The organism is Rhabdonatronobacter sediminivivens, assembly GCF_013415485.1.
Taxonomy (GTDB): domain Bacteria; phylum Pseudomonadota; class Alphaproteobacteria; order Rhodobacterales; family Rhodobacteraceae; genus Rhabdonatronobacter; species Rhabdonatronobacter sediminivivens.
On record NZ_JACBXS010000008.1, the window covers coordinates 36,634 to 62,106 of the forward strand.

26 protein-coding genes are annotated in these 25,473 nt (G+C 65.2%); 7 read left to right on the forward strand and 19 right to left on the reverse strand.

What is annotated here, in order from left to right:
* Genes HUK65_RS05460 through ubiA form a run of 3 tightly spaced genes read right to left on the reverse strand, consistent with a single transcriptional unit; the run spans position 1 to position 3,339 of the window.
* Positions 1-318, reverse strand: a complete 318-nt coding sequence (locus HUK65_RS05460) for a hypothetical protein (protein ID WP_179905134.1) — start codon at positions 316-318, stop codon at positions 1-3.
* Positions 319-358: 40 nt separating this feature from the next.
* Positions 359-2,299: an OmpA family protein gene (locus HUK65_RS05465; protein ID WP_179905135.1), complete on the reverse strand. Its 1,941-nt coding sequence runs from the start codon at positions 2,297-2,299 to the stop codon at positions 359-361.
* Positions 2,300-2,358: 59 nt separating this feature from the next.
* Positions 2,359-3,339, reverse strand: a complete 981-nt coding sequence (gene ubiA / locus HUK65_RS05470) for a 4-hydroxybenzoate octaprenyltransferase (protein ID WP_179905136.1) — start codon at positions 3,337-3,339, stop codon at positions 2,359-2,361.
* A 12-nt stretch (positions 3,340-3,351) separates the two neighbouring features.
* On the opposite strand from ubiA, the gene HUK65_RS05475 reads away from it, so the two are divergent.
* The 3 genes from HUK65_RS05475 to HUK65_RS05485 are packed head-to-tail and all read left to right on the forward strand — an operon-like array spanning position 3,352 to position 6,034.
* The gene (locus tag HUK65_RS05475) at positions 3,352-4,086 is read left to right on the forward strand and encodes a 16S rRNA (uracil(1498)-N(3))-methyltransferase (RefSeq protein WP_179905137.1); all 735 of its coding nucleotides are present in this window, start codon (positions 3,352-3,354) and stop codon (positions 4,084-4,086) included.
* Positions 4,083-4,604, forward strand: a complete 522-nt coding sequence (locus HUK65_RS05480; protein WP_179905138.1) for a hypothetical protein — start codon at positions 4,083-4,085, stop codon at positions 4,602-4,604. Before HUK65_RS05475 ends, HUK65_RS05480 begins: the two co-directional genes overlap by 4 nt.
* A 56-nt stretch (positions 4,605-4,660) precedes the next feature.
* Positions 4,661-6,034: a glutamate--cysteine ligase gene (locus tag HUK65_RS05485; protein ID WP_179905139.1), complete on the forward strand. Its 1,374-nt coding sequence runs from the start codon at positions 4,661-4,663 to the stop codon at positions 6,032-6,034.
* A gap of 197 nt (positions 6,035-6,231) precedes the next feature.
* Here HUK65_RS05485 and ccoS read toward each other — a convergent pair whose 3' ends face one another.
* From ccoS to ccoN, 9 genes are all read right to left on the reverse strand, one after another.
* Positions 6,232-6,408: a cbb3-type cytochrome oxidase assembly protein CcoS gene (gene ccoS / locus HUK65_RS05490; RefSeq protein WP_179905140.1), complete on the reverse strand. Its 177-nt coding sequence runs from the start codon at positions 6,406-6,408 to the stop codon at positions 6,232-6,234.
* 49 nt (positions 6,409-6,457) lie between these two features.
* Positions 6,458-8,644 carry a heavy metal translocating P-type ATPase gene (locus HUK65_RS05495; RefSeq protein WP_179905141.1) on the reverse strand — a complete coding sequence of 729 codons (2,187 nt, stop codon included), beginning with the start codon at positions 8,642-8,644 and terminating at the stop codon, positions 6,458-6,460.
* Between the two features lie 12 nt (positions 8,645-8,656).
* Positions 8,657-9,133 (reverse strand): FixH family protein, encoded by a 477-nt coding sequence (locus HUK65_RS05500; RefSeq protein ID WP_179905142.1) that lies wholly within the window; start codon positions 9,131-9,133, stop codon positions 8,657-8,659.
* Positions 9,130-10,557 carry a cytochrome c oxidase accessory protein CcoG gene (gene ccoG / locus HUK65_RS05505; protein WP_327787036.1) on the reverse strand — a complete coding sequence of 476 codons (1,428 nt, stop codon included), beginning with the start codon at positions 10,555-10,557 and terminating at the stop codon, positions 9,130-9,132. The genes HUK65_RS05500 and ccoG overlap by 4 nt, the downstream gene beginning before the upstream one ends.
* Positions 10,558-10,811: 254 nt before the next feature.
* Positions 10,812-11,711 (reverse strand): LysR family transcriptional regulator, encoded by a 900-nt coding sequence (locus HUK65_RS05510; protein WP_235441785.1) that lies wholly within the window; start codon positions 11,709-11,711, stop codon positions 10,812-10,814.
* A gap of 271 nt (positions 11,712-11,982) precedes the next feature.
* On the reverse strand, positions 11,983-12,903 hold the full coding sequence (ccoP, locus tag HUK65_RS05515) for a cytochrome-c oxidase, cbb3-type subunit III (RefSeq protein ID WP_179905143.1): 921 nt from the start codon (positions 12,901-12,903) through the stop codon (positions 11,983-11,985).
* Positions 12,903-13,118 (reverse strand): cbb3-type cytochrome c oxidase subunit 3, encoded by a 216-nt coding sequence (locus HUK65_RS05520; RefSeq protein WP_179905144.1) that lies wholly within the window; start codon positions 13,116-13,118, stop codon positions 12,903-12,905. Before HUK65_RS05520 ends, ccoP begins: the two co-directional genes overlap by 1 nt.
* 10 nt (positions 13,119-13,128) lie before the next feature.
* The gene (ccoO, locus tag HUK65_RS05525; protein ID WP_179905145.1) at positions 13,129-13,860 is read right to left on the reverse strand and encodes a cytochrome-c oxidase, cbb3-type subunit II; all 732 of its coding nucleotides are present in this window, start codon (positions 13,858-13,860) and stop codon (positions 13,129-13,131) included.
* Positions 13,861-13,870: 10 nt separating this feature from the next.
* Positions 13,871-15,472: a cytochrome-c oxidase, cbb3-type subunit I gene (gene ccoN, locus HUK65_RS05530; protein ID WP_179905146.1), complete on the reverse strand. Its 1,602-nt coding sequence runs from the start codon at positions 15,470-15,472 to the stop codon at positions 13,871-13,873.
* Between the two features lie 206 nt (positions 15,473-15,678).
* Here ccoN and HUK65_RS05535 point away from each other — a divergent pair, with 206 nt between their 5' ends.
* Entirely contained in the window at positions 15,679-16,518 is an 840-nt protein-coding gene (locus HUK65_RS05535) for a universal stress protein (protein WP_327787037.1), read from the forward strand.
* Positions 16,519-16,617: 99 nt separating this feature from the next.
* On the opposite strand, the gene HUK65_RS05540 is transcribed toward HUK65_RS05535, so the two are convergent.
* Positions 16,618-17,334, reverse strand: a complete 717-nt coding sequence (locus HUK65_RS05540; protein WP_179905147.1) for a class I SAM-dependent methyltransferase — start codon at positions 17,332-17,334, stop codon at positions 16,618-16,620.
* Between the two features lie 172 nt (positions 17,335-17,506).
* Here HUK65_RS05540 and HUK65_RS05545 point away from each other — a divergent pair, with 172 nt between their 5' ends.
* Positions 17,507-18,379, forward strand: coding sequence for a BUD32 family EKC/KEOPS complex subunit (locus tag HUK65_RS05545; RefSeq protein ID WP_179905148.1), 873 nt, complete (start codon positions 17,507-17,509; stop codon positions 18,377-18,379).
* A gap of 122 nt (positions 18,380-18,501) precedes the next feature.
* Here the strand turns inward: HUK65_RS05545 and fnrL are convergent, their stop codons facing one another.
* Entirely contained in the window at positions 18,502-19,254 is a 753-nt protein-coding gene (fnrL, locus tag HUK65_RS05550) for a transcriptional regulator FnrL (protein WP_179905149.1), read from the reverse strand.
* Between the two features lie 53 nt (positions 19,255-19,307).
* Between fnrL and hemN the strand changes: the two genes are divergently transcribed.
* Positions 19,308-20,663 (forward strand): oxygen-independent coproporphyrinogen III oxidase, encoded by a 1,356-nt coding sequence (gene hemN / locus HUK65_RS05555; RefSeq protein ID WP_179905150.1) that lies wholly within the window; start codon positions 19,308-19,310, stop codon positions 20,661-20,663.
* Positions 20,664-20,711: 48 nt separating this feature from the next.
* Here the strand turns inward: hemN and HUK65_RS05560 are convergent, their stop codons facing one another.
* The 5 genes from HUK65_RS05560 to ribA all read right to left on the reverse strand — a co-directional run bounded on the left by HUK65_RS05560 (position 20,712) and on the right by ribA (position 24,285).
* Complete coding sequence (locus HUK65_RS05560) at positions 20,712-20,912, reverse strand: Trm112 family protein (RefSeq protein ID WP_179905151.1); 201 nt, start codon at positions 20,910-20,912, stop codon at positions 20,712-20,714.
* Positions 20,909-21,550 carry an LON peptidase substrate-binding domain-containing protein gene (locus tag HUK65_RS05565; RefSeq protein ID WP_179905152.1) on the reverse strand — a complete coding sequence of 214 codons (642 nt, stop codon included), beginning with the start codon at positions 21,548-21,550 and terminating at the stop codon, positions 20,909-20,911. The genes HUK65_RS05560 and HUK65_RS05565 overlap by 4 nt, the downstream gene beginning before the upstream one ends.
* 27 nt (positions 21,551-21,577) lie before the next feature.
* Positions 21,578-22,480, reverse strand: a complete 903-nt coding sequence (trxA, locus tag HUK65_RS05570) for a thioredoxin (RefSeq protein ID WP_179905153.1) — start codon at positions 22,478-22,480, stop codon at positions 21,578-21,580.
* A gap of 86 nt (positions 22,481-22,566) precedes the next feature.
* Complete coding sequence (locus HUK65_RS05575; protein WP_179905154.1) at positions 22,567-23,070, reverse strand: L,D-transpeptidase family protein; 504 nt, start codon at positions 23,068-23,070, stop codon at positions 22,567-22,569.
* A gap of 123 nt (positions 23,071-23,193) precedes the next feature.
* A complete protein-coding gene (ribA, locus tag HUK65_RS05580) occupies positions 23,194-24,285 on the reverse strand; it encodes a GTP cyclohydrolase II (protein WP_179905155.1) in 1,092 nt (363 codons plus the stop codon).
* 156 nt (positions 24,286-24,441) lie between these two features.
* On the opposite strand from ribA, the gene HUK65_RS05585 reads away from it, so the two are divergent.
* Positions 24,442-25,128, forward strand: coding sequence for a response regulator transcription factor (locus HUK65_RS05585; protein WP_179905156.1), 687 nt, complete (start codon positions 24,442-24,444; stop codon positions 25,126-25,128).
* Positions 25,129-25,473: the final 345 nt, after the last annotated feature.

The following is a 25,473-nucleotide window of genomic DNA, read 5'->3' on the forward strand; positions in this document are numbered from 1 at the left end:
TCAGGATTGATCGAGCTGCCGGCGCAGATATTCGATTTCGCCGCGGGCCGCGCGCAAACCGTCCATGGCGGCCTGCAGTTCGGCCTCGGTCTGGGTCAGTTTCTGCGTCAGCTCGTATTCGCGGGCTTCGATATAGGAAATCGCCTGATCGCGGATATCCTCGGCCTCCTGCAGCTCCTGCGCCATGCGGTCCAGTTCGCCCATGTCGGCATGGCTGACAGCGGTGAACCGGTGGAGCAGCCAATAGGCAAACCAACCCAGCGCAAAGGCCACGAACAGAATCAGCGCCGTGACAATGACGAATTCGGTGCGGTTCATTGATCTGACGGTCCTTCTGTCCTGCCTGCGCGCGGGCGCCTCAGTCGCGCGCCGGGCGCGGCGCCGGGCGCGGGGCCTCGCCCGCGCCTTCGGTTACACGAATTTCCAGCTGCGCCTCAAGCTCGGGGTCGCGTTCGGTGGGGATGACGGGTTCTGCCGCAATTGTGCTCAGCAGGCGGAATTCGATGCGGCGGTTGGCCTCGCGCCCCTCGGCGGTGGCGTTGTCGGCGATGGGGCGCTCTTCGCCATAGCCCTGCGCCACCAGCCCGGACACCAGCACCTGCCGCGCCAGCAGCGCATCCAGCACGGCCTCGGCCCGGCGCTGGCTCAGGCGCATGTTGCCCTCGGCGCTGCCCTGGCTGTCAGTATGCCCGCCGATCTCCATTTCCAGCGCGCCGCATTCGCGCATGACCTCGGCGATCTGGTCCAGCGTGGCGCCCGTCCCCGAATCGATTCGCGCCGCACCGGGGTCAAAGGTGATCTGGCGCTCGGCAAGGATCTCGCGGATCCAGCCTTCGCAGCGTTCGGGCGTGGGGATCTGCGACGCCGGGTCCAGCCGTTCATCATAAGTGACATTCACCCGGAAATCCGCCCCCTGCCCCAGCTTTTCCGACAGGATGCGCGAGACCATGTCGCTGCTGTCCTCGTTGCCGCTGACGCCGCGCAGTTCGATCCGGTCCGGCCGCACGGTGACGGTGCCGTTGTCCAGCTCGGCCAGCGCCTCCAGCGCGCTCAGCGCCTTGAGCGGCCAGCCCTCGGGCAGCGCCGGGTCCAGCCGTGCCGCCATCTGCACCGCCTGCGACCCGAAGCGCGCGCGGGCAAAGGCATGGACGGCATCGCGCATGCGCTCATCGGTCAGCCGCCCGCGCAGCTGCACCATTCCGTCCGAGGTCAGCGCAGCCACGAATTCCACCGGTTCATCGGCGGATTCGGGCTCGTCCTCGGGGGCGTCCAACCGCACCGATTCCAGCGAGAACACATCCGGCAGCGCCCCTTCCAGCTCTCCCACAACGCGGTCAAAGGCGGATTGCGAGACATCATGCGGCACCACCAGCGAGATATCGGTGTCCGACAGGGTGATCGACCCTGCGCCCAGCGTGCCCAGCGCCGTGACGGACTGCGCGGCGGCCTCTGCCCAGCGCGGGGTGGGCGATCCCATGCCCAGGGTGCAGTTGATCGCGCTCTCCATTCCGACTGCGCGGGCAGCGGCAATGATCTCGTCACGGGCAGCCTCGGACCCGGCGGAGCAGGCATCGAACCGCGGGCGGGCGTCTTCGATCGTGAAGCGCAGCGTGAATGGCGTGATCACAGGGCGCGGCGCAGTGATGTCCAGCACCAGGGTCAGCCCCGAGGGGCGCCCCTGCCGCAACCGGGTTTCCATCTCACGGCGGTGCTGGGCGCTGTCGGCCAGGGCCGCGATTTCCACCCGGTTGGCCGAGATCGACACCTTGCTGACCGGCATGACCCGCAGCGAGTCCAGCGCAAAGCTGACGGCGCGGCTCCAGCCATCGGGCAGCGGGTGGTCGGCGGTTTCCAGCATTTCGGTCACGGTGACGGAGTCACCCAGCGCTGACAGCCGCGTCACAACCGTTTCCGGGTCATAGACCGTCGGCACCAGCCCGATGATCGAGATATCGTCGCGGTTGCGCAAAAGCTCCATCTGGAACCGGGGCGGTTCGATCTCCATCCCCGGGGCGACGTCGATCTCGTCCAGGATGCGGGTGCCATCCACCACGGCGCCAGCCAGGCTCAGTGCGCGGAAACGGGCTGCCTCGGACGGGCCTTGTCCGCGCAGGGTCACCAGAAGGCCATCGATCCCGACCTCGACCCAGGTCAGCCCTTCGGCCGTCAGGCGCGATTCGATCTCGGCGCGGGTCTGACGCTCGATCAGACTGACCGAGGCAACGGCCACCCCTACCGCCAGCACCGCAGCGCCGACAAAGGCCACGATGGCAATAACCGCATTACGCGAAGGCTTCATCCCGAACGTCCCCTGTGGATGGTCCTGTGCCTCCTATCCGCTGGGCCGGGGGGCTGCAATCAAACGAAATGTGTAATGGCCAGAAACAGCGCAACAATCAGCCCGGCATCGCGGTTGGAGCGAAAGGTCGACAGGCAGATGTCCGGGTCATCGATATCCAGCTTGCCCAGTTGCCAGTTCATGTGCCAGCCCATAGCCCAGGCCGCCGCCAGCCCCAGCGACATCTTCAACGGGTTTGCCAGCGGCGCCAGCGCATAGATCACCGCCAGCGACATCAGCACCACGGTGGCCACCAGGAACCCGCGCAGCCAGGTCATGGTGTTGTCCCCGAACAGAAGCGCCGTGGATTTGACGCCGATCAGCGCGTCGTCTTCCTTGTCCTGATGGGCATAGATGGTGTCATAGAAGATGGTCCAGCAGATACCGGCCATGTACAGGAACACCGCCGGCAGGGCCAGGGATCCGGTCTGCGCCGTCCAGGCCAGCAGGGCGCCCCAGTTGAAGGCCAGGCCCAGAAAGATCTGCGGCCACCAGGTAAAACGCTTGGCAAAGGGATAGATCGCCACCAGCCCCAGCGACAGCACCCCCAGCGCGATGGCCGTCCAGTTGAAGGTCAGCAGGATCAGCAGGCCGATGCCGCATTGCGCGCCCATCCAGATCAACGCCTCACGCACGGTGACCTGCCCCGCCGGGATTGGACGTGAGCGGGTCCGCGCCACCTTGTCGTCGATGTTGCGGTCGGTGATGTCATTCCAGGTGCAGCCCGCCCCGCGCATGACAAACGCCCCGATGCCGCAGCCCACAAGGATCCAGATGGTCAGCCAGCCCGCGCGCTCGGGCAGCGCCAGCGCGCCCAGCAGCGCCCCCCACCAGCAGGGCAGCAACAGCAACCACGTGCCGATAGGCCGGTCCGCCCGCGACAGCCGCAGAAAGGGACGCGCGCGCGGCGGGGCCAGGGTATCCACCCAGTTGTCGTCAGGCGCATCCGCCACCGTGTCGCCAGCGCGCTGGTGCTCTGGCCTTTCGTCTGGCTCGGTCATATGGTCGGCCCCATGAAAGTGGAAGCGGACATCCCGCGTGTGCGGCTCTATGTAAAGCACCCGCTGGGGGCGGGGCAACCGCTGGCGCTGTCGCGCGATCAGGCGCATTACCTGTTCAACGTCATGCGGCTGGGTCCGGGTGAAGCCGTGGCGGTGTTCAACGGTCTGGATGGCGCCTGGCTGACCCGGGTGGCCGAGGCGGACAAACGTGGCGGCACGCTGGAGTGCGTGCGACAAATCGCGCCGCAGCACGACCCGCCGGATTTGTGGCTGCTGTTTGCACCCATCAAGAAGGCGCGCACCGATTTCATCGTGGAAAAGGCCACCGAACTGGGGGTGGCGCGGATCATCCCCGTGCAGACGCGGTTTACCAATTCCGAACGCATCCGCCAGGATCGGCTGCAGGCCCATGCGGTCGAGGCCGCCGAGCAATGCGGTGCCACCTTCGTCCCCGAAGTGGCCGCATTGGAACGTCTGGACCGCCTGCTGGCAGGCTGGGATGATGGCCGCCGCATTCTCTGGGCGGATGAGGGGCTTGCGCAGGGCACAGGTCTGGGCGGGCTGCCCCATGGCGCCTGGGCCGTGCTGATCGGCCCCGAAGGCGGCTTTGCCGAATCCGAACGTACCCGGCTGGCGGCCCTGCCATATGTGCACCCTGTCAGCCTGGGCCCGCGCATCCTGCGCGCCGATACCGCTGCCGTGGCGGCACTGACCCTGTGGCAGGCCCATCTGGGAGACTGGACATGATCCGCCCTGAGCTGCGCGAAACCCTCTGGCGCTGGCGCGAGGCCCTGAGCGGTGCCGCGGTGGCGCTGGCGGGCCTGCTGTGGCTGGCCACCGCCGGGGCGGGATTTTTCCAGGCGCTGGCCGGTCTGGTGGTGCTGGCAGGACTGGGCATCGGCTGGATCGGCTATCGCCGGGTGCGCTTTGCCGGTGCCACGCCCGGGCCGGGGCTGGTGCAGGTGGTCGAGGGGCAGATTTCCTATTTCGGCCCGCACCAGGGCGGTTTCGTCGCCCTGCGGGACCTGGAAGAGCTGCATCTGATCGACCATGGCCGCGCATGGCTGCTGGTGCAGGCGCAGGATGTCCCGGTCTCCATCCCCGTTGGTGCCGAAGGCGCCGAGGCGCTGTTCGACGCCTTTGCCAGCCTGGACGGCATGAACATGCCCGCGCTTCTGCGCGCGCTGGATGCGCCCGACCCGCCCGCAAGCCAGGTGCTCTGGCGCCATCCCCGGCTGATGGCGCATCGCCGCGCCTTGACTTGACCCCCGCCCCGGACCAAGTGTCGCCCCGCAGACAAGCAAGATCGGAGCCCAACGCCATGTCCATCCCCCAATCCGGCGGCGGAGCGCCGATCGAGTCCAAGGCAGAGCTGGCCACCTATCTGGAAGCGGGCTGCAAGACTAAGGAAGACTGGCGCATCGGCACCGAGCATGAGAAATTCGGCTATTGCAAGGATACGCTGCGCCCCCTGCCCTATGACGGCCCCCGCTCGATCCGGGCGATGCTGGAGGGGATGCGTGACCGCTTCGGCTGGCGCCCGGTCAGCGAAGGCGACCACATCATCGGGCTGGAGAAGGACGGCGCCAATATCAGCCTGGAGCCCGGCGGGCAGTTCGAGCTTTCCGGCGCGCCGCTGGAAACCATCCACCAGACCTGCGACGAGGTGAACGACCACCTGCGCGAGGTCAAGGAAGTCGCCGATACCATCGGTGCCGGGTTCATCGGCCTGGGCGCCGCGCCGTTCTGGTCCCATGACGACATGCCCGTGATGCCAAAAGGCCGCTACGCGCTGATGACCGGATATATGGACCGGGTCGGCACCCATGGCACGCAGATGATGTATCGCACCTGCACCGTGCAGGTGAACCTGGATTTCGGCTCGGAAGCGGACATGGTGCAGAAACTGCGCGTGGCGCTGGCGTTGCAGCCGGTGGCCACGGCCCTGTTTGCCAACTCGCCCTTCTTCGAAGGCAAGCCCAACGGGCACAAATCCTGGCGCGCGCGCATCTGGCGCGACCTGGACCCGGCGCGCACGGGCATGTTGCCCTTCGTGTTCGACGACGGCTTCGGGTTCGAGGCCTGGGTGGACTATGCGCTCGATGTGCCGATGTATTTCGTCTATCGCGATGGCCGCTATATCGACGCGCTGGGACAGAGCTTCCGCGATTTCATGGCCGGCAAGCTTCCGGCGCTCCCGGGCGAGAAACCCACCCTCAGCGACTGGGCCGACCACCTGACCACCATCTTCCCCGAGGCCCGGCTGAAACGCTTCATCGAAATGCGTGGCGCCGATGGCGGGCCGTGGCGGCGGCTCTGCGCGCTGCCCGCGCTCTGGGTCGGGCTGACCTATGACCAGGGCGCACTGGACGCCGCCTGGGATCTGGCCCGCGGCTGGGACGCCGACACCCGCGAAGCGCTGCGCGTTGCCGCCAGCGTGGACGGGCTGCAGGCGCAGGTCGGCAATATCCGGATGCATGATCTTGCACGCGAGGTGGTGGCGATCGCCGAAACCGGGCTGAAATCCCGCGCACGCCCCGGCGCAGGCGGGTTGCTGCCCGATGAAACGCATTTCCTCAACGCGCTGAAAGAAAGCCTGGAAACCGGCCAGACCCCGGCGGATGAGTTGCTCGCCCGCTACCACGGCGACTGGAACGGCGACCTGAGCCGCATCTACGCCGAATACAGCTACTGAAACGCAGGCACTGCCGGGAAAGGGGGGCTCCCGCCCCCTGGCACCCTGCAAGTTCCTTGCAGCGCCCCAGGCGTTGGGCCCGGCCGCGCGCGCCCTGCGCGCGCGGCCGCCACGCCCAACGGGATGAGCCGCGCGCTTGCGCGTGGCGAAGACGGGCGGGAGCCTCCCGTTCCGGGGGGAGTGGCGCCGTCAGCCACTCAGGGCTTGTCCTTCTCCACAGGCTTGGGCGCGTCGTCAAATTCGGGGTTCAGGATACGGCGGCTGTCGCCTTCGGGGTCATCGTACATGCCGCGCTTGAGTGTCCAGTAGAACGCCCCCAGCCCCAGCAACCCCAGAAACAGCGACACCGGGATCAGGATTGCCAGCACTTCCATTGCATTCACTCCGTTTTCGCACGTCCCCGCCCCAGGGCCGCCAAGGAGGTCATTTCAGCCGCAGCGCATTCAGCGATACGGTGATCGACGACAGCGACATCACCACGGCCGCCCATAGCGGTGTGCAATACCCCAGAAGCGCCACCGGCACAAACACGGCATTATAGATCCCGGACTGCCAGAAATTCTCGCGGATACGGCGGACCGAGCTTCGGGCCGTGCGCAGCGCGTCGGCAATCGGTCCGATGTCGCGGCCCAGCAGGACCATGTCCGAAGCCGCGCGGGCTGCATCCAGCGCCGTGGCCGGCGAGATCGACACATGCGCCGCCGAGAGCGCCACAGTGTCATTGAGCCCGTCGCCGACCATCAGCACCTTGTGCCCTGCCTCCTGCAACGCGGCGATCCTTGCGGCCTTTTCCTGCGGAAGCGCACCGGCCTGCCACTGCGGGATGCCCAGCCGCCGGGCCATGGCCTCGACCGCCGGCGCCACATCGCCCGAAATCAGCCAGACATCCTTGCCCTGTGCCTTCAGCGCCTGCACCACCTCCTCGGCGCCGGGGCGGAGCGCATCGGTGAAGGTGAAGCTGTGCGTGGCATCGCCGATGCACAGATAGGCGCCGGTGGTCGCGGCATGGGTTGCCCCGACCCAGCCCGCGCGGCCCAGCTTGACCGGTTCCCCCTGCCAGATGCCCTGCACACCATAACCCGGCGCTTCACGCAGTTCCTCCACAACCGCCGGGTCCAGACCACGATCGCGCAGTGCCTTGGCAAGGGCGCGCGCCAGCGGGTGGCCGGACCCTTCGGCCAAGGCCAGCGCCACCGACAACGCCCGCGTCGGATGGTCGTCCAGATTGTCGGGCACCGGCATGCCCATGGTCAGGGTGCCGGTCTTGTCAAACACCACCGTATCAACCTCGGCCAGCCGTTCCAGCGCGGTGCCGTCCTTGATCAGCAGTCCCTTTCGAAACAGCCGTCCGCTGGCAGCCGTGACAACCGCCGGCACGGCAAGGCCCAGCGCGCAGGGGCAGGTGATGATCAACGTTGCCACCGCGATATTGACCGAGAGCCGCAGATCACCACCTGAAATCCACATCCAGGCGACAAACGCGCCCAGCGACAGCAGCGGGATCGTTGGCGCATAGGCGCGCGCGGCACGGTCCGCCAGCGTGGTATAGCGGTTGCGCGCCGATTCGGCGGCGGCGACCAGATCAGCCATGCGGTGCAACGAGCTGTCCCGCCCCGCCGCCGTGACCCGCACGGTCAGCGGGCCGGTCAGGTTGACTTCGCCGGTGCTGACCTGCGCGCCAGGGGCCGCAACCACGGGCAGGGTCTCGCCGGTCAGCAGCGCGCGGTCCAGTTCGGACCGGCCGGCAACGATCTCTCCATCCACGGGCATCCGGCCGCCCGGGCGCACCAGCACCAGATCCCCCTGCGCCAGATCGGCGACCGAGACCGGGACCTCGGCCCCGCCCTCCAGCCGGATGGCGCGGGGCACTTCCAGCGCGGCCAGTTCCTGCGCGGCGGACCGCGCCACCGCGCGGGCGCGGAAATCCAGATACCGCCCCGCCAGCAGGAAAAAGGTCAGCATGACCGAGGCTTCGAAATACGCGTGCTGCCCCGAATGCAGCGTCTCAAAGAGCGAGATCACCACCGTCAACACGATTGCCAGAGAAATCGGCGCATCCATGCCCAGCCGCCCCGCCCGCAGCCCGGCCAGCGCATTGCGAAAGAAGGGCTGCCCGGAAAACGCCACCGTGGGAATGGCGATCATGGCCGAGATCAGATGAAACATATCCCGCGTGGCATCCGACGCCCCGGCCCAGACGGCCACCGACAACAGCATGATGTTCATCATGGCAAAACCGGCCACACCCAGACGCATCAGCAGGTCACGCCCCTGCTTGTCGGTCTCGGTCATCGACAGGGTGCCGGGGTCCAGCTCATGCGCCTCATAGCCCAGCCGGTCCAGCCGGTCGATGACGGCCTGCGCGTCAATCTCGGGCGCAGCATCGACGCTCAGACGCTTCAGCGTCAGGTTCAGCCGGGCCGAGCGCACCCCTTCCATGCGGTGCAGGTCACGCTCGATGCTGGAAATGCAGCCGGCGCAATGGACCGCGGGCACCGACAGCAGCAGCCGCGCGCCCGCAGGTGCTGCACGTTCCGCCAGATCGGCAGCCGAAGGGGCTGCCGCGCAGGCAGGACAGGCCGAAACCGAAGGCTGGACCCGGGCATTCATTTGTGCGGCCCCCTAGCCAGTCACATGCAGGATGACCCGCTGGCGGAACTCGGTCCCGTCGGGGGCATGGGCCACAAGGCGGATGTTCCAGTTGCCGGGGCGGATATCCACCGGCGCAGTAAACGTGCCACTGTAGTAGCTGAATTCAGGCACAAAATCATCCTGGACATGTGTGGCGCGCCCCACCACGGCCTGCATCGAGGCCACATCAACCGCACCCCCGTCGGCATCCGCGAAGGCGATCGTCAGCAGCCCGTCCTCTACCCGCGCCCGCACATCCCAGCCCAGGGCCAACTGCGCGGCCAGTTCCTCGTTGAAATTCTGGCTGGCGACAAAGGAATTGTCCACCTCAAGCCCCGGAAAGCTCTGCACCGCGCGCACCGCAAGGGTCAGATTGGCCGTCAGGATCACGGCAAAGGCCCCCACGGCGATCATCAGCACCTTGCGCCCTGTCAGTGGCTTGCCCCGCCCCGCACTGCGATCGGTCATTGGTTTCTCCCGTTGAAGATTGTGTCGGCATAGATGCGCTCTGCCTCGCCGTCGATCGAGGCCCAGATCCGCACCGGTGTCTGGTGCCCGACGGCGGCGGGGCTGTCGGGGCGGGCGGTCAGGTAGACCCGCTGTGACAGCTGTTCATCGGCGGGCACCATGACCACCAGACCGGGCTGCCCTTCCAGCGCCAGGGTGATCCCCTCGGCGCCGGTGTGGGACAGTATGAAGGGGCGCGGCTCTCCATGCATGTTGCGCAGCCGCACGTCATAGGCGTTGCGCACGGCACCATCAGAGAGCACCACATGGGTGGGATTGCGAATGGGCGAGACGCTCATGTCGATATCCGACCGCAGGAACAGCGCCACGATGAGCGCCAGGCCGATCCCGGCCCAAAGCACGGTGTAAAGGATCGTGCGCGGGCGGAACACATGGCTCCAGACGGATTTCGGCGTCTCGCCGCCGCGCTCGCGGATTTCATCGGACAGGGCCAGATAGCCTATCAGCCCGCGCGGCTTGCCGATCCGGTCCATGACATCGTCACAGGCATCAATGCACAGCCCGCAGGTGATGCAGGCCAGTTGTTGACCATCGCGGATATCAATCCCCATGGGGCAGACATTGACGCAGGCCATGCAGTCGATGCAATCGCCTTGCGATGGCGCCGCCTGCCCCTTCTTCAGCTTGCCGCGCGGTTCACCGCGCCAGTCGCGGTAGCCGATGGTGATGGTGTCCTCATCCATCATCGCGGCCTGGATGCGCGGCCAGGGGCAGCCATAGATGCAGACCTGTTCGCGGAAAAAGCCGCCGAACAGGAAGGTGGTCATGGTCAGGATCAGCACCGTGATATAGGCCACCGGATGCGCCTGCCCGGTGAACAGCTCCACGAACAATGTCGGCGCATCGGCGAAATAGAACACCCAGGCCCCGCCCGTGGCCATGGCGATCAGGAACCAGACCGTCCATTTCAGGCTGTATTTGCCGATCTTCTCGCCTGTCCAGCGCTGGCGGTGCAGACGCAGCCGGGCGTTGCGGTCGCCCTCGATCCAGCGTTCGACCTGGATGAACAGGTCGGTCCAGACGGTCTGCGGGCAGGCGTAGCCGCACCACACCCGCCCCAGCGCCGAGGTGAACAGAAACAGCCCGATCCCCGCCATGATCAGCAGCCCGGCGACGAAATAGAATTCATGCGGCCAGATCTCGACCATGAAGAAGAAGAAGCGCCGGTTGCCCAGATCCAGCAGCACTGCCTGGTCCGGCAGGTTCGGCCCCCGGTCCCAGCGGATCCACGGCGTGACGTAGTAGATCCCCAGCATGAGCGCCAGCAGCCACCATTTCATGGTGCGGAATGACCCCTTCACCCGGCGCGGAAAGATCGGCTCGCGCGCGGCATAGAGGGATTGGGACGTTTCTTCGGAACTCACGGCGCATTCTCCGGTTGGTGGCGCGGGGTCAGTCCTTGTTTCATGCCAGAATGGCCTCAACTTTGACCTGAGTCAAAAATAGACATTCACGGTGCATCTTCGCCTGCGACCCCTGCGCGCAGGGTACGCCTGCCCTGCGCATGAAAAAGCACCGGCCCCCCAAAACGCGCGAACAGGAAAGGGAACCGGTGCAGCCCTGCGAACAGGGCGTGCCCCTTCATGCGCTCTTTCGGTGCAGGGCGCCTTGACCTGCATCAAACGGGCGGAAAGGCCGCCTGATCTGCGGCGACCTGCCGCAGCGCCCAGCGCAGAAAGGCCCGCAGGGGCGGGCGCTGCACTCCGGGGCGGGTCAGCAGGTAATAGCCCGTGGGGGCAGGGTCACGATACATCTCCTGCAACAGGCCGCAGGCGATATCGGCCGTGACAAAGGCATGGGCGGCCACCGCCAGCCCCTGCCCTGCGCGGGCCGCATCCAGCATCATGTTGCCCGGCAGATGGGTCAACCCGATGCCCTGCGCCCGGGTCACGCCGTTTCTGGCCAGAAAACGCGTGGCCTCGCTGGTTTCCAGCTCGGTCAGCCAGGGCAAATCCGCCAGCGCCGCCAGATCGCCCGCGCGCCGCGCGGCGATCAGTCCCGGCGCCCCCACCACCACCAGTGGCGAGGGCAGCAGCAGCTCGGCCTCCAGCCCCGGCCAGGAGCCGGTGCCATGGCGCACGGCCAGATCGAAGCCCCCCGGCTCCAACCGCCGCACTTTGGGCGTGGGGTCGATGACCAGGTCGATACCAGGGTGCTGAACGCGGAAGCTGCCCAGACGCGGCACCAGCCAGCCCGAGGCGAACATGGGCGTGGTGGTGATCTGCAGCGGACGCAGCGCATCGGCCTGGCCCAGTTCGGCCACCGCGGAGTGGATGGCGCCGAACCCCTCGCGCAGGGCATCTGCCAGGCGATGACCATCGGCGGTGAGTTCCAGCGCACGCCCATGGCGCGACACCAGCGCCACGCCCAGCCGTTCCTCCAGCGCGCGGATCTGCTGGCTGATCGCGGCATGGGTGACACCGATCCGCGCCCCGGCCTGCGCCACGGAGCCGGTTTCGGCCCAGGCGGAAAAGGCGCGCAGTGCCGAAAGTGGCGGCATGTTGCGCCAGTCAATCATGTAAGCCTGGCTTTCATTTCTGAAATCTTCCTGACTGGGGCCCCGCATGCATGGCTGCTATTCATGGCGTACCACCAACGCCCCCGAAGGAACAGGAGAAAACCATGTTAGCAGTTCTTGCAGACAGCCTTGCCCTGGCCACGCGCCGGGAACCTCAGCGCCCCACGGCGCAGCAGCCCCCGCTGAGCCGCAAACCGGCGGAGCCGAAGAACGCATGAAAAAACCGGCCCCCAACGGGGGCCGGTCACCACAAGGTCAGGCGCAGGCCGGATTACTGGCCGCCGCCAAGCTGGTGCACATAGGCCGCCACGGCGCGGATTTCAGCCTCGCGCAGGCGGGTTTCGAAGCCCGGCATCACCCCGAAGCGGCTGTAGTAAATGCTGTGGCGAATAGCCTCTTCGCTGCCGCCATAGAACCAGACCTGGTTGTTCAGCGCCGGGGCACCGAGTTCGTAATCTCCCTCACCGCCGTCGCCGTGGCATGAGGCACAGTTCCACTCATACTCCTCGGCCCCGGCATCGGCCAAGGCCTCGTCATGGTCCTGACCGGACATGCGCAGGACGTAATGAGTGATCTCGGTGATCTCCTGATCATCCAGCAGGCCGTCGACCCCGAAGGCGGGCATCTGCGACCAGCGTGCCTCAGGGTAATCATCGTTGCGGATGCCCCAGGTGACGGTTGTGGTGATGTCCTCCATCGTTCCGCCCCAGAGCCAGGCGTCATTGAGCAGGTTCGGATAGCCTGCCGCCTGCACACCCGCGCCCCCGGTGCCGTGGCACTGCGAACACTGGGCCGCAAACACCGACGCACCGGCGTTGACAGCGAAGCGATGCAGGTCCGGGTCCTCGCGGATGGCATCAAGATCGGTTTCCACCAACTGGGCGAACCAGGTCTCGTTGCGGGCCTCGAACTCATCGATCTCGGCCGCGACATTGGCGCGCGAGGAATAGCCCAGCAGCCCCGAGGTCGCGCTCTGGATGCCCGGCCAGGCCGGATAGGCGATCCAGTATCCGACCGACCACACCACGGTGATCAGGAAGATCCAGACCCACCAGCGGGGCATGGGATTGTCGTATTCCTCGATCCCGTCCCAGCTGTGCCCGGTGGTGGGCGGATCCTGCTTCAGCTTGGACTGCGGGTCCGGATACTGACGCGAAGCGGGGGTAATCTTTTCCTTGGGATTGTCAGCCATCAGCGGGCCTCTTTCTCTGCGCGGCGATCATCGCTGCGCGGCGTCTCCGGGGGTGCCGGCTTGTCATCATTGCGAAAGATCATGTTCCTGGTCTCATCATGGACCTTCCTGGACCCGGGGCGGAAGATGAACACTACCACCCCGATGAAAAACAGGAACATGAACAGAAGGTGCCAGCTGTCGGCAAATGTCCGAAGCCATGTATAGGTTTCCATAACGCCCTCCTCAGCGGCTGGCCGCAGGCACGAAGGTTTCGAAATCCACCAGCGTGCCCAGCATCTGCATATAGGCGATGATCGCGTCCATCTCGGTTACCTGGGGCTGGCCGTCGAAATTGCGCTGCTGCGCACCGGGGTAGCGGTCCACCACACCGGGGTCACCATCGAGGTCCGCCTGGGCGAAGAAGTCGCTGACGGCGTTGTCCATCATCTCATCGTCATAGGGATGGCCCAGCACGCGATAGACCCGCATGATGTCGCGCACATGTTCGGCATCCGATGTGCCCAGGGTGCGGTTCATCATGAAGCCATAGCTGGGCATGATCGATTCCGGCACCACCGACTGCGGGTCGATCATGTGCTGGACATGCCAGTCATCGCTGTAACGCCCGCCCAGACGCGCCAGATCCGGCCCCGTCCGCTTGGAGCCCCACTGGAACGGATGGTCATACATGGACTCGGCGGCCAGGCTGTAGTGGCCATAGCGTTCCACCTCGTCCCGCATGGGGCGGATCATCTGGCTGTGGCAGTTGTAGCACCCCTCGCGCAGGTAGATCTCGCGCCCGGCGATTTCCAGCGGCGAATAGGGGCGCACGCCTTCCACCTCCTCGATGGTGTTTTCCAGGTAGAACAAGGGCACGATCTGCACGATGCCCCCGATGGTGACCACCAGGAAGCTGAGGACCAGCAGCAGGGTGGCGTGCGTCTCGATCTTCTTGTGATGTCTGAAAATGCTCATCACGCCCTCCTTATTCAGCGGCCACGGCAGCGGTGGCCGGCTTGCGCTCGGCCGTGCTGGTGACGGTTTTCCACAGGTTGTAGCACATGATGATCGCCCCCAGCAGGAACATCAGCCCGCCCAGCGTGCGCACCACATACATCGGGAACTTGGCGGCCACGGTGTCGGCGAAGGAGTTCACCAGGAAGCCCTGCGCATCAACCTCGCGCCACATCAGCCCCTCCATGATGCCGGTCACCCACATCGAGGCCGCGTAAAGCACGATCCCCAGCGTGGCGAGCCAGAAGTGCCAGCTGACCAGCCGCAGCGAATACAGCCCTTCGCGCTGCCACAACTTCGGCACCAGGTAGTAGAGCGCGCCGAAGGTGATCATGCCGTTCCAGCCCAGCGCGCCCGAATGCACGTGCCCGACGGTCCAGTCGGTGTAATGGCTCAGCGCGTTGACGGTCTTGATGGACATCATCGGCCCTTCGAAGGTGGCCATGCCGTAGAAGCCCACGGCGACCACCATCATCCGGATCACCGGATCGGTGCGCAGCTTGTCCCAGGCGCCCGAGAGCGTCATCAGCCCGTTGATCATGCCGCCCCAGGACGGCATCCACAGCATGATGGAAAAGGTCATACCCAGCGTCTGCGCCCAGTCCGGCAGCGCGGTGTAATGCAGATGGTGCGGACCGGCCCAGATATACAGGAAGATCAGCGCCCAGAAGTGCACGATCGACAGCTTGTAGCTGTAGACCGGACGCTCGGCCTGCTTGGGGATGAAGTAATACATCATGCCCAGGAAGCCTGCGGTCAGGAAGAAGCCCACGGCGTTGTGGCCATACCACCACTGGATCATGGCAGATTGCACACCGGACCACAGGGGCACGGATTTCGAACCGAAGACCGACACCGGGATCGACACGTTGTTGACGATATGCAGCATCGCCACAGTGACGATGAACGCCATGTAGAACCAGTTGGCCACGTAGATATGCGGCTCACGCCGATTGATGATCGTGCCCATGAAGACCAGCAGGAACGCCACCCAGACGATGGTCAGCCACAGGTCCGTCAGCCATTCGGGTTCGGCATATTCATTGCCCTGGGTAGAGCCCAGCACGTAACCCGTTGCCGCCATCACGATGAAGAGCTGATAGCCCCAGAACACGAACCAGGCCAGATTCCCCCCCCAGAGCCGCGCCGCCGAGGTCCGCTGCACCACATAGAAGGCCGTTGCAATCAGCGCGTTACCCCCAAATGCGAAAATCACCGCCGAGGTATGCAGCGGGCGCAACCGGCCAAAATTCAGATAGCCCTGTGCCCAGTCGAAATTCAGCTGCGGCCAGGTCAGCTGCGCGGCAATGAAAACGCCCGCGGCAAACCCGATGACGCCCCAGAATGCCGTCGCAATGACGCCCGCGCGCACGACGCCATCCATGTATTCATTGGGATTGTGTACCGGCGCAGGTTCACCGACACGGCGAATCTGCCACAGGAACAGGCCCGCTGCAGTCAGGAAAATGATGATGGCGTGGACCAAATAGGCCAGATCGCGCGCGAAATTGGCTGCAATCGCGGCAAAAACCACGATCACGCCAAGCACGATCAGCTTAACGTAATCCCACATGTTGTGTGTCCCTTTTTGGTGCCGGCACAATTCACTGCGCCGAAAACTTGTCTCGCACGGTCGCCTTCTGGCATGACAAGGGTGTTGGACACTTTGATTCAGGTCAAGTTGAATAGCGCCCAGACCTTGCGCCAAATCAACGCAACATGGCCGGTTTCGTCTAGACTGAAGCCTTGGAACACCAGCCAGACCGGGAGGATACGGCCTTGCCCTACAAGTCCCTGACCATGTTTTTTGCAGCCGAGCCGGGCATGCGCACGGCGGTTGACGCCGCTGTCAGCTTCGCGCGACTGCATGACGCGCATCTGGATGTCTGCTGTCTGGGGGTGGACAATACCCAGGCCGCGGGCTTCTACGCCGGTGCCCCGGCCATGATCTATCAGGAAGCCCTGGACCAGGCCCGCGCCGAGGCGGAGGCGCTGGAGGCCAAGGCCCGCGATCAGTTGCGCAATGCCGATATCCGCTGGTCCACTGACAGCGCGGTGGTGACCCTGGGGGGCGTGGCGTCCTTTGTGGGGCTGAAGGCGCGGTTTTCGGACCTGGTGCTGATGCCGCGCCCCTATGGCAATCAGCGCGGCATCAACGATGAGGCGATGATCGAATCCGCCCTGTTCGACGGTCAGGCCGCGGTGTTGGTGCTGCCCGAAGGGATGGACCGGATTGACAGCTTCGACCGGATTGTCCTGGCCTGGAACCAGAGCAACGAAGCCCTGCGCGCCGCGCGCCGGTCACTGCCGCTGCTCAAAGCCGCCGATCACGTCAGCATCGCCATCATCGACCCGCCGACCCATGGGCCGGAACGCTCGGACCCCGGTGGATTGCTGACGCAGATGCTGTCACGCCATGGCGTCCGGGCCGAGGTATCGGTGCTGGCGAGGACCATGCCCTCGGTCAGTGACACGCTGATGCGCCACATGGACGATCAGCAGGCCGATCTGCTGGTGATGGGCGCCTATGGCCACTCTCGCCTGCGCGAGGCGATCCTGGGCGGGGCCACCCGTGACATGCTGGAAAAGCTGAAAACCCCGGTTTTCATGGCACATTGACCCTGCGGGCGTGCGCGTGTCGCACGCCCGGCTTCGCGCCCGGTCCTTCAAGCCCGGTGTTCAGGCCCGGTGTTCAGGCCCGGTGTTCAGGCCCGGTGTTCAGGCCCGCTTGCGCAACAGGAATACGGCCCGGCGGCGCCCTTCGCGCTGCGCGCGGCGTCCCTGCTTGTTGGTCGTGGTGTCGTCCAGCACCTCGAACCCTGCCGTGTTGAACATGGCCACCAGATCATCAAGATGCAGGCTGTCGCGCATGGGCTTGCCCTCGGCGGGCCAGACGGTGGGCCGGGTGGAAATGCCCATCTCGATGATCGCATGTTCGCGCGTCACCCGCGCCATTTCGGCCAGCGACTGCTTTGCCAGACCAAACGGCAGCACATGGCGCAAGAAGCGCGTGCTGACCACCAGATCGAACTGCCCGTCCGCGTAGGGCAGTTGCGTTGCATCGCCGTGATCAAGCGTTACCGCCAGACCCAGTTCCTCGGCCCGCTTGCGCGTTTCGCCCAGCATCTCATGCGAGGCATCGAACCCCGTCGCCTGATGCCCGCGGTCCTTGTAGAGCGGCAAGTATCGGCCCGTCCCCACGGGGACATCCAGAACACACAGCTCACGCGGCAGGCGCTCCAGATAAGCCTCCACCGCTGCCTGTTCCCGCTGCCAGCGCTTGGACCCCGCACGCTCGGCATCATAGAGCGCGGCCATATCGCCATAGTAGATATCACCCTTCGGCGGGTTGCCCTGGAACAGCTTGCGCAGTGCCCAGCGCAGCCGTGGGATTCGCACCTTCAGGAAACTCAGAGAGAGATTGCGCGCAACCATGACCACTTCCATTGTCCATAATGCGACTGCATCACCCCGGACAGGATATCTGCAGGATCGCCGTTCAGGCGCCGCGATACACCTCTGCGGGCGGCACATCAAGTTTTCAGCATTCCCATCGCGACACCAAACTGTTACAAACAGGCCGGTTTTTCCCTTGCATGAGTTTCCAATGGCCAAGCGACATGTTGATGAAATCCTGACCGTATCCGCGCTGAAGCTGGAACAAGGCGTTCAGAACGTGCGGAAAAATCACCCCGATGCGCGGGTGACCAAACTGGTCGTGGGCAAACATGTCTACTGGATGAAGCAAAGCGAACGCCATGAAACCGTCAAGAAGCGCCTGCGCAAAGGCTGCGGCACCGAAGCCCTGCGTCGGGAGCGCGCGAACCTGAAAGAACTGGCCGCGCGGGGCGTGCCGGTACCCGATGTCGTCGCCTTTGATGACGATTACCTGGTCATTGCCGACTGCGGTCTGACCCTGAATGACCTGTTCCTGTCCCCCGATTACCGTGGAGAAGATGGTGTGCGCGCGTTTTTCGAAGCCGGGCGCGCGCTGGCAAAGCTGCATGGCCAGGGGCTGGCGCTGGGGCGGGGAAAGGCCAAGGATTTCTGCTGGGACGGGCAGACGGTCCGTTTCATCGACCTTGAGGAATCGCCCGCTGCCTTTGATCCGCAGAGCAACGGGCGCACGAACCTGGTCAATTTTGTCTTTCACACCTTTTTCGCGGCGTTCCAGTTGCAGCGCGATGTCTATGCCGAAGCACGCGCCTTCCTGCGCGGATACGCTGCCGATGGCAGCGATGCAACGCGCCAGACGCTTGAATGCGCCTCCAGATGGGCGCGGCGGCGCTGGTGGATGGCTGCACTCAGCATTCCGGTGGGCTTCCTGCGGCCGCTGGGCCGCGCGCCGGATTTCAAAGCCACAGCGCCAACACTGATCCTTCTGGCCTATCCTGTACCGGACCGCCCCGAGGCATTCGCCACTGTGCCGCAACTGGCCGAGGCAATGCCGTCAAGACAGCCCACCAAGGCTGCACGCTGACCTGATCGGGCGCGGTCTGTCAGCCATCTGTCAGCCAGGAACACCCGTTGCGCAGTCACATTATGGCGCGCGTCCCGCCTGCAGGACCCCGGCAGGCGGGTCACACGGGCACTGCCCCGGGCTCAGACCAGGAACCCGCCGTCCGTGTCATCGCCGGTTTCCTCCAGCAGCCGGTCGAAATCCGGCACGGTGATCTGGCGCTTGCCGCGGATTTCAATGATCCCGTCCTTGCGCAGGGCCGAGATCTGGCGGCTGACGGTCTCCAGCGTCAGACCCAGATATTCGGACATGGCCTCACGGGTCAGGGGCAGTTCGAAGCTGATCACGCCCTCAGGCTCGCGCAGTTGCAGCGACGCATCGCGCCGGGCCAGAATGGCCAGCAGGCTGGCTATCTTCTCCCGCGCGGTCTTGCGCCCCAGAAGCAGCATCCATTCCCGCGCCGCGTCCAGTTCATCCAGTGTCATTTCCAGCAGCCGCTGCCCGATATGCGGGGTGCGCAGCATCATCTCCTCGAAGGGTTTCTTGCGGAAACAGCACATGACCACATCGGTGGTGGCGGTGACATCATAGGGCGCGGTCTCTCGCCCGGGGCGGCCCACGAAATCCGAGGGCAGCAGCAGGCCGACCATCTGGCGGCGCCCGTCTTCCATCGTCTGGGTCAGCGTGGCGATCCCGGTGACAACCGAGGCCACGAAATCCATCCGGTCGGCAGACCAGGCAATCACTTGCCCCGCCTGATAACTGCGGTAAAACTTGATCTCTTCCAGCTGCACGAGTTCTTCATCGTCGCAGCGGGCGCAGACAGCGCGGTGACGGATGGGACAGTCGCCGCAACTTTGTGGTCCGGTCTTTGGGATGGAGACTGTGCGGTTCATGTCGATTGATCTGTGTCAAGGAAACTTCGGATTTAGCGTTACACATTAGGCAAATGAAAAGCGATACACAACTCGCCCGTCTGGGCTTATTCGACGCGCGTGTGCCACGGTACACCAGCTACCCGACCGCCCCGCAGTTCAAGCCGGGCCTGGGGTCGGACAAATTTGCCGACTGGGTGCGCGCAATCGCCCCCGGCAGCCAGATATCGCTCTATCTGCATGTGCCTTTTTGCCGCAGATTGTGCTGGTTCTGCGCGTGCCGGACACAGGGCACACGCTCGCTGGCGCCGGTGCTGGCCTATGTGGAGACGCTGAAGGCCGAACTGGATCTGCTGCGCGCGATTCTCCCCGAGGGCGTGACCCTTTCGCGGCTGCACTGGGGCGGGGGCACACCGACGCTACTGCCGCCCGAGCAGATGCGCGATCTGGCCGCCCATGTGCTGACCACCGTTCCGTTGGGCGAAAACGCCGAATTTTCGGTCGAGATCGATCCGAACGAAATCGACGACGCGCGGCTTGATGCCCTCGCCGAGGCGGGGATGAACCGCGCCTCGATCGGGGTGCAGGATTTCGACCCCGAAATTCAGGCGATCATTGGCCGCGATCAGAGCTTCGAGATCACCCACGCCGCCGCCGAGGCCATCCGTGCCCGCGGGATTCGCAGCCTGAACGCGGATATCCTCTATGGCTTGCCCGACCAGACCACGGTGCGGATGACTGACTCGGTGCAGAAACTTCTGTCATTGAACCCCGACCGCGTGGCGCTTTACGGATATGCCCATGTGCCCTGGATGGCACGGCGCCAGCAGTTGATCCCTTCGGACAGCCTGCCCCGGCCGGAAGAGCGGCTGGGACTCTATGAAACCGCGCGGCGCCTGTTCCTTTGGGACGGCTATGACGAAATCGGCATCGACCACTTCGCCCGGCCCCATGACGGGCTGGCACAGGCCGCGCAGGCGGGAAGGCTGAAGCGCAATTTCCAGGGCTACACCGACGATACCGCGCCGGTGCTGATCGGGCTGGGCGCGTCTTCGATCTCGCGCTTTCCGCAGGGCTATGCCCAGAACGCGCCCGGCACGTCGGACTGGACGAAATCCGTGCGCAAGGGGCAGTTCGCCACCAGCCGGGGCCATGTGTTCCAGGGGGACGATATCCTGCGCGCCAGGATCATCGAAATGCTGATGTGCGATTTTGCAACCGATGATGCCGAACTGATCACGCGATATGGGGCCACGCAGGCGCAGCTTGAGGCCATGTATCGCCCCGCGGTGGCGCATTTCGATCCATTCCTGAAGCGGGGCGCCGGTGGTCTGGAGATCCCCCTTGCCGGGCGTCCGCTGACGCGCATGATCGCAGCGGCTTTTGACGCCTATGCCATGTCCAGGGAGGGGCACAGCTCGGCGGTCTGAGATGACATGTCATGGCGGCGCAGGACAGGCCTGGCGGCGGCGCGCGGATCAGTCGATCTCGCGCGCTTCGTCCACCAGCATGATGGGGATCCCGTTGCGGATGGGAAAGGCCAGGTGAGCGGCCTTCGAGATCAGCTCCTGCCGCTCGGCATCGTAGCTCAGCCTCCCCTGGGTGACCGGACAGACCAGCGCCTCAAGCATCTGACGGTTTATGGGCGGACGCGAAGGTTCAACCGGCGCAGTGCTCATTGCAGCCGGTCCTCCTCTCCCCCGCGCAGGGCGAATTCCATCAATGTGACCAGTGTTTCGCGGCGGGTGGCCAGGGATGGTGCCTCCAGCAGGGCCTGCTTGTCCTCGGGCGCGAAGGGGCAGAGCATCGAAAGCGAATTGATCAGCAATTCATCCCCCGCCTCGCGCAGGCTGCTCCAGTCGGTGGAAAGCTCCTGCGCGGCAAAATACCGGCCCAGCAGGTCCAGAAACCTGTCGCGGTCAAAACCGCCATCGCGTTCGGCACCGTCGCGGTCCCGCTCGAACCCGGCCCAATCCACCTGAGCGCGCCGATACGGGGTGAAGCCTTCCACCTCGCGCAGCAGGCGGAAGCGCGATGCACCGCTCAGCGTGATCATGTAGCGGCCATCCTCGGTTTCCGAAAACGCGGTCAGCCGCCCGGCACAGCCGATGCTGTGCAGCCGGTCACGCGCCCCCTCGGGGCCTTCGCATGGCTGGATCATGCCGATCAGCCGCGCCTGCGTCTTCATGCAATCCTCGATCATCGCCAGATAGCGCGGCTCGAAGATATGCAGGGGCAGTCGCGCGCGCGGCAGCAACAGTGCCCCGGGCAGCGGAAAGATCGGAATTGTGTCGGGCAGTTCCCTGGGGCTTTTCATGACTGACAACCTAGCCCGCTCTGCGGATCAGGCAAAGATCATCGAGCTGAGTTTTCGCCGTCCCCGTGCCGCTATGGGATCACCGGGTTTCAGGGCGTCGAAGATGGTGAAGAGTTGCGTCTTGGCGGCGCCGTCATTCCACTCGCGGTCGCGGCGGAACAGTTCCAGCAATTCCTCAACGGCCTCTGCGGTTTCGCCATTGGCGTGAAGCGCCTGCGCCAGGTCAAAGCGGGCCTGATGGTCATTGGCGTCAGCCTCGACCCGGGCACGCAGGTCTGCGACCGGACCAGCGTTCTGGGCCTGCAGGGCCAGGGCGATCTGGGCGCGGGCGGCATCGAGTTCCGGCGCCCCGGCAATGGACGCGGGGGCATTGTTCACCAGCGCCTCGGCCTGGTCCAGTTCGCCCATCTTCACATGGGCCCGGGCCAGACCGCCCAGCGCGGCCGCATTCTCGGCCTCTTGCCCCAGAACGGCGGCAAAGACCTGGGCGGCATCCACGGCGGCGCCCTGTTCCAGCATTTCCTCGGCAGCCGCCAGGGCGTCCCCAAGGCCACCGTCGCCGGCCAGATCGGCCATCCGCTTGACGAAAGCCTTCAATTCGCTGGGCTGCTGGGCACCCTGAAAACCATCGGCGGGCTGCCCCTGCCAGAAGGCATATACGGTGGGGATGGACTGGATGCGCAGTTGCGCGGCAATGGCCTGGTTTTCATCGACATTGATCTTGACCATGCGGACCTTGCCGCCTGCGGCCTTGACCTCGGCCTCCAGCGCGGGGCCAAGGGTCTTGCACGGACCGCACCAGGGCGCCCAAAAATCGACGATCACCGGCACCTCGCGGCTGGCCTCGACCACCTGCGCCATGAAATCGCGCTCGGTCCCCTCGATGATCAGATCGTCCGCAGGTTTCGCCCCGCCCCCAAGTTCCAGCATGTCGCACCCTTTGATAGCCGTGTTCCGTGATTGCCGTGTTTTGCCCTATATGAGGAACAAAACCCCAAAGGCCAAGGGGTCCATACCTAGCCGCGCACGATAAGGCGGGTCCCGTAGTCGATCCGGTTGACGATCCACAGCAGGTGGTCGCGGCGAAAGGCCACGCAGCCGGCTGTGGGCACGCGCGGGCCGCACCACAGGTGAATGAAGATGGCGGACCCGGCGCCACGCTCGGCGCGGGGCCAGTTGTAGTCGGTGATCAGCACCAGATCATAAAGCGGGTCGGCGCGGCGCAGGGCTTCGTGGCTGTGGCGATAGGGGGCGCGGACCATGAGGTTGTAATCCTCATGCGCCGGATCGTCGGACCACAGGTCGCGCGGGCCGACAGGCAGCGCCCAATCCGGCAAGGCGTGACGCGCGATCCGCTCGGGGCGGTAGAGCAGCCCCACCAGCCCGTGGGCACCCGAAGGTGTCACACCATCGCCTTCGCGCTTGCGCGCGCGGATACCACCGCGACCGATGGCGCAGGGGAAGTGACGGCCGAGGAACCGGCACCCCCAGCGGGTGACGACCAGATCATTCGGGGTCATGGCATATGCGTTCGTATGGCGCGGGTAGCAGGGTCTGAGGGGGCTGTCGCCCCCCCGCGCCCGTTCCGGGCACTCCCCCCCGGAGTATTTCTGGCAAGATGAAGACCGGGGCGCGGTTCCAGGTCACAGCAGATGTCCCGATTTGGCGGCCTTGGTGGCCAGATAGGCGCGGTTTTCATCGGTTTCGCCAACGCGCAGGGGAACGCGTTCGACCACCTCGATCCCGTTGGCGCAGAGCATCTCGACCTTGCCGGGATTGTTGGTCAGCAGCCGCGCCCGTGTGAACCCCATGCGGCGCAGGAGCGCGGCGCCGATGCGGAAATCGCGCTCATCATCGTCAAAGCCCAGGCGGTGGTTGGCCTCGACCGTGTCAAAGCCCTGATCCTGCAGGGAATAGGCGCGCATCTTGTTGGCGAGGCCGATGCCGCGCCCCTCCTGGTTCAGGTAGAGCAGGACGCCGGCGCCCTCGGCGCCCATGCGGGCCAGCGCGCCGTGCAGTTGGGCGCCGCAGTCGCATTTGAGGCTGCCCAGCACATCGCCGGTGAAGCAGGCCGAATGCAGCCGCGCCAGCACCGGGGCGGAGCGGTCGGGCTGGCCGATCTCGATTGCGTAATGTTCGACGCCACCATCATCGGGGCGAAAGACATGCAGGCGCCCGGCCTGGGCGGCGGCCATGGGCAGGCGCGCATGGATCACCGGGTGCAGGGGTGCGCCATCGATGCGGGCGGCCTCGATGGCGCTGAGCGCGATCTGGCTGAGACCATGGCGCCGGGCGAGGCCGCAGGCGTCTTCATGCTGCAGCACCAGCGCGGCGGGCAGCAGTTGCGCCGATTTCGCCAGCGCAATGGCACCGCGGTGCAGGTCGGCAGGGCCGTCCCGGGCCGTCATCAGCGGCCCCTTCATGGGCATGCGCAGGTCATCGGCAGGGTCGGCCACGGCGCGAATCCATTGCGGGCTGACCCCATGGGGCAGGTGCACACGCGCCAGATCGCCGTCATAGGCGCGGGCGCGCAGCGTCGCGGCCCGGTGCGCGGTGATTGCCAGATGGGCGCTGCCCCCCAACACATGCAGATCGGCCAGGCGCGCAGGGGTCAGAACCTCGGCCGCGATGACAAGGGCTGCGCGCGGGCCATGGTGCACCACAACGGGCAGCCCCATGCGCAGATCGGCGCGGGCGCGGTTGAGGAATTCGCTCGGGGTTGGGTCAAGACTCATGCGGGGCCTGTTGCTATGGCTTCTCATGTAACGCGCCCGGCAGGGAATTGAAACATTCCAGCGCCCGGGGACACGTCCGGGTGAACATGCTGTCACAATTCTTGCACGGCTTCGTGCGGTCCCCATGTGCCTTGCAATGTATCAGGAGGTCTTATCATGCCGAAAGTGAACCGTATTCTTCTGGTGGACGACGACGACGACCTGCGCGAGGCGCTGTCCGAGCAACTGGTCATGACCGAGGATTTCGACGTTTTCGAGGCCGCCAATGGCGCCGAAGCGATGGAACAGGTCAAGGCCGGGCAGTTCGATCTGACCATTCTGGATGTGGGCCTGCCCGATACCGACGGGCGCGAATTGTGCAAGCGCATGCGCAAGTCCGGGCTGAAATGCCCCATCGTCATGCTCACGGGCCATGATTCGGACGCCGACACCATTCTGGGGCTGGATTCAGGCGCGAATGACTATGTGACAAAGCCGTTCAAGTTTCCGGTCCTGCTGGCCCGGCTGCGCGCCCAGTTGCGCCAGCATGAACAGTCTGAAAACGCGGTGTTCCAGTTGGGGCCCTATCAGTTCCGCCCGGCGCAAAAGCTGCTGCTGGACGAAGGCGAGCGCAAGATCCGCCTGACCGAGAAGGAAACCAATATCCTGAAATTCCTGTATCGCGCCCCCGAAGGCGTGGTCCCGCGCGATGTGCTGCTGCACGAGGTCTGGGGCTACAACGCCGGGGTGACCACGCATACGCTGGAGACGCATATCTATCGACTGCGCCAGAAGATCGAACCGGATCCGTCGAATGCCCGGATACTGGTCACGGAATCGGGCGGCTACAAGCTGGTGTCCTGATCGCCATATTGTTGCCGGATTCGGCTGCAATACACAGTGTCAGAACGGATTGATCCGTAACGGTTGACAGCAATCCCCTGGTGCGTGGGGCAAGACGCACCCCCTCCTCCCTGTTGGACTGCCCGGGCATTGTGCCCGGGCGTTTTTTTCAGGTTGCGACTGGCGTAACCGACGTGCCGCGCGGCCCACAGGCCGTGGCGACCTGGAGGAACAAGCGCGGCGACCATCGGCAAACTCCTGAACATGAAACCCTCCGGGCAAGCATGCCCAAATGCAGTATGGCCGGGCGTCGGAAGCGAAAGGGCCAGCTTGCGCCGGATTTCAGCCCAAACAGGGTTTTCGCGC

Bases quoted from the DNA above. Each gene is read 5' to 3' on its own strand.
- HUK65_RS05460 (WP_179905134.1), bottom strand. From the start codon at position 318: ATGAACCGCACCGAATTCGTCATTGTCACGGCGCTGATTCTGTTCGTG.
- HUK65_RS05465 (WP_179905135.1), bottom strand. From the start codon at position 2,299: ATGAAGCCTTCGCGTAATGCGGTTATTGCCATCGTGGCCTTTGTCGGC.
- ubiA (WP_179905136.1), bottom strand. From the start codon at position 3,339: ATGACCGAGCCAGACGAAAGGCCAGAGCACCAGCGCGCTGGCGACACG.
- HUK65_RS05475 (WP_179905137.1), top strand. From the start codon at position 3,352: ATGAAAGTGGAAGCGGACATCCCGCGTGTGCGGCTCTATGTAAAGCAC.
- HUK65_RS05480 (WP_179905138.1), top strand. From the start codon at position 4,083: ATGATCCGCCCTGAGCTGCGCGAAACCCTCTGGCGCTGGCGCGAGGCC.
- HUK65_RS05485 (WP_179905139.1), top strand. From the start codon at position 4,661: ATGTCCATCCCCCAATCCGGCGGCGGAGCGCCGATCGAGTCCAAGGCA.
- ccoS (WP_179905140.1), bottom strand. From the start codon at position 6,408: ATGGAAGTGCTGGCAATCCTGATCCCGGTGTCGCTGTTTCTGGGGTTG.
- HUK65_RS05495 (WP_179905141.1), bottom strand. From the start codon at position 8,644: ATGAATGCCCGGGTCCAGCCTTCGGTTTCGGCCTGTCCTGCCTGCGCG.
- HUK65_RS05500 (WP_179905142.1), bottom strand. From the start codon at position 9,133: ATGACCGATCGCAGTGCGGGGCGGGGCAAGCCACTGACAGGGCGCAAG.
- HUK65_RS05510 (WP_235441785.1), bottom strand. From the start codon at position 11,711: ATGATTGACTGGCGCAACATGCCGCCACTTTCGGCACTGCGCGCCTTT.
- ccoP (WP_179905143.1), bottom strand. From the start codon at position 12,903: ATGGCTGACAATCCCAAGGAAAAGATTACCCCCGCTTCGCGTCAGTAT.
- HUK65_RS05520 (WP_179905144.1), bottom strand. From the start codon at position 13,118: ATGGAAACCTATACATGGCTTCGGACATTTGCCGACAGCTGGCACCTT.
- ccoO (WP_179905145.1), bottom strand. From the start codon at position 13,860: ATGAGCATTTTCAGACATCACAAGAAGATCGAGACGCACGCCACCCTG.
- ccoN (WP_179905146.1), bottom strand. From the start codon at position 15,472: ATGTGGGATTACGTTAAGCTGATCGTGCTTGGCGTGATCGTGGTTTTT.
- HUK65_RS05540 (WP_179905147.1), bottom strand. From the start codon at position 17,334: ATGGTTGCGCGCAATCTCTCTCTGAGTTTCCTGAAGGTGCGAATCCCA.
- HUK65_RS05545 (WP_179905148.1), top strand. From the start codon at position 17,507: ATGGCCAAGCGACATGTTGATGAAATCCTGACCGTATCCGCGCTGAAG.
- fnrL (WP_179905149.1), bottom strand. From the start codon at position 19,254: ATGAACCGCACAGTCTCCATCCCAAAGACCGGACCACAAAGTTGCGGC.
- hemN (WP_179905150.1), top strand. From the start codon at position 19,308: ATGAAAAGCGATACACAACTCGCCCGTCTGGGCTTATTCGACGCGCGT.
- HUK65_RS05560 (WP_179905151.1), bottom strand. From the start codon at position 20,912: ATGAGCACTGCGCCGGTTGAACCTTCGCGTCCGCCCATAAACCGTCAG.
- HUK65_RS05565 (WP_179905152.1), bottom strand. From the start codon at position 21,550: ATGAAAAGCCCCAGGGAACTGCCCGACACAATTCCGATCTTTCCGCTG.
- trxA (WP_179905153.1), bottom strand. From the start codon at position 22,480: ATGCTGGAACTTGGGGGCGGGGCGAAACCTGCGGACGATCTGATCATC.
- HUK65_RS05575 (WP_179905154.1), bottom strand. From the start codon at position 23,070: ATGACCCCGAATGATCTGGTCGTCACCCGCTGGGGGTGCCGGTTCCTC.
- ribA (WP_179905155.1), bottom strand. From the start codon at position 24,285: ATGAGTCTTGACCCAACCCCGAGCGAATTCCTCAACCGCGCCCGCGCC.
- HUK65_RS05585 (WP_179905156.1), top strand. From the start codon at position 24,442: ATGCCGAAAGTGAACCGTATTCTTCTGGTGGACGACGACGACGACCTG.